The organism is Streptomyces sp. NPDC007189 (assembly GCF_040703635.1).
Classification (GTDB): Bacteria; Actinomycetota; Actinomycetes; order Streptomycetales; family Streptomycetaceae; genus Streptomyces.
Genome location: NZ_JBEYEY010000065.1, coordinates 1 through 2,520 on the forward strand (window position 1 = coordinate 1; position 2,520 = coordinate 2,520).

1 rRNA gene is annotated in these 2,520 nt (G+C 56.9%); it reads left to right on the forward strand.

The features are described from left to right. Positions 1-2,474, forward strand: a 23S ribosomal RNA gene (locus tag AB0950_RS40340); the annotation flags it as partial. Positions 2,475-2,520: the final 46 nt, after the last annotated feature.

The window sequence follows — 2,520 nt, forward strand, 5'->3', positions numbered from 1 at the left end:
TCTCGTGACTGCGTGCCTTTTGAAGAATGAGCCTGCGAGTTTGCGGTGTGTTGCGAGGTTAACCCGGGTGGGGAAGCCGTAGCGAAAGCGAGTCCGAATAGGGCGCTGTAGTAGCACGCTCAAGACCCGAAGCGGAGTGATCTAGCCATGGGCAGGTTGAAGCGGAGGTAAGACTTCGTGGAGGACCGAACCCACCAGGGTTGAAAACCTGGGGGATGACCTGTGGTTAGGGGTGAAAGGCCAATCAAACTCCGTGATAGCTGGTTCTCCCCGAAATGCATTTAGGTGCAGCGTCGTGTGTTTCTTGCCGGAGGTAGAGCACTGGATAGGCGATGGGCCCTACCGGGTTACTGACCTTAGCCAAACTCCGAATGCCGGTAAGTGAGAGCGCGGCAGTGAGACTGTGGGGGATAAGCTCCATGGTCGAGAGGGAAACAGCCCAGAGCATCGACTAAGGCCCCTAAGCGTACGCTAAGTGGGAAAGGATGTGGAGTCGCACAGACAACCAGGAGGTTGGCTTAGAAGCAGCCACCCTTGAAAGAGTGCGTAATAGCTCACTGGTCAAGTGATTCCGCGCCGACAATGTAGCGGGGCTCAAGCGTACCGCCGAAGTCGTGTCATTGCAGCATGTACTCCCAACGGAGGCTGTGATGGGTAGGGGAGCGTCGTCTGCCGGGTGAAGCAGCCGCGGAAGCGAGTTGTGGACGGTTGACGAGTGAGAATGCAGGCATGAGTAGCGATACAAACGTGAGAAACGTTTGCGCCGATTGACTAAGGGTTCCTGGGTCAAGCTGATCTGCCCAGGGTAAGTCGGGACCTAAGGCGAGGCCGACAGGCGTAGTCGATGGATAACCGGTTGATATTCCGGTACCCGCTGTGAAGCGTCAAACATTGAATCCAGTGATGCTAAGGCCGTGAAGCCGCCCCGGAGCCTTCGGGCAAAGGGGAGTGGTGGAGCCGCCGAACCAGGCTGGTAGTAGGTGAGTGATGGGGTGACGCAGGAAGGTAGTCCATCCCGGGCGGTGGTTGTCCCGGGGTAAGGGTGTAGGACGCAGGGTAGGTAAATCCGCCCTGCATTAAGTCTGAGACCTGATGCCGAGCCGATTGTGGTGAAGTGGATGATCCTATGCTGTCGAGAAAAGCCTCTAGCGAGTTTCATGGCGGCCCGTACCCTAAACCGACTCAGGTGGTCAGGTAGAGAATACCGAGGCGTTCGGGTGAACTATGGTTAAGGAACTCGGCAAAATGCCCCCGTAACTTCGGGAGAAGGGGGGCCACACTTGGTGAGAGGACTTGCTCCTCGAGCTGGGGGTGGCCGCAGAGACCAGCGAGAAGCGACTGTTTACTAAAAACACAGGTCCGTGCGAAGCCGTAAGGCGATGTATACGGACTGACGCCTGCCCGGTGCTGGAACGTTAAGGGGACCGGTTAGCTCCATTTCGGTGGGGCGAAGCTGAGAACTTAAGCGCCAGTAAACGGCGGTGGTAACTATAACCATCCTAAGGTAGCGAAATTCCTTGTCGGGTAAGTTCCGACCTGCACGAATGGCGTAACGACTTCTCGACTGTCTCAACCATAGGCCCGGTGAAATTGCACTACGAGTAAAGATGCTCGTTTCGCGCAGCAGGACGGAAAGACCCCGGGACCTTTACTACAGTTTGATATTGGTGTTCGGTTCGGCTTGTGTAGGATAGCTGGGAGACTGTGAAGCATGCACGCCAGTGTGTGTGGAGTCGTCGTTGAAATACCAGTCTGGTCGTGCTGGATGTCTAACCTGGGTCCGTGATCCGGATCAGGGACAGTGTCTGATGGGTAGTTTAACTGGGGCGGTTGCCTCCTAAAGGGTAACGGAGGCGCCCAAAGGTTCCCTCAGCCTGGTTGGCAATCAGGTGTTGAGTGTAAGTGCACAAGGGAGCTTGACTGTGAGACCGACGGGTCGAGCAGGGACGAAAGTCGGGACTAGTGATCCGGCGGTGGCTTGTGGAAGCGCCGTCGCTCAACGGATAAAAGGTACCCCGGGGATAACAGGCTGATCTTCCCCAAGAGTCCATATCGACGGGATGGTTTGGCACCTCGATGTCGGCTCGTCGCATCCTGGGGCTGGAGTCGGTCCCAAGGGTTGGGCTGTTCGCCCATTAAAGCGGTACGCGAGCTGGGTTTAGAACGTCGTGAGACAGTTCGGTCCCTATCCGCTGTGCGCGTAGGAGTCTTGAGAAGGGCTGTCCCTAGTACGAGAGGACCGGGACGGACGAACCTCTGGTGTGCCAGTTGTTCTGCCAAGGGCATGGCTGGTTGGCTACGTTCGGGAGGGATAACCGCTGAAAGCATCTAAGCGGGAAGCCTGCTTCGAGATGAGGACTCCCACCCACTTGATGGGGTAAGGCTCCCAGTAGACGACTGGGTTGATAGGCCGGATCTGGAAGCACGGTAACGTGTGGAGGTGACCGGTACTAATAGGCCGAGGGCTTGTCCTCAGTTGCTCGCGTCCACTGTGTTGGTTCTGAAACCACGAACAGCCCC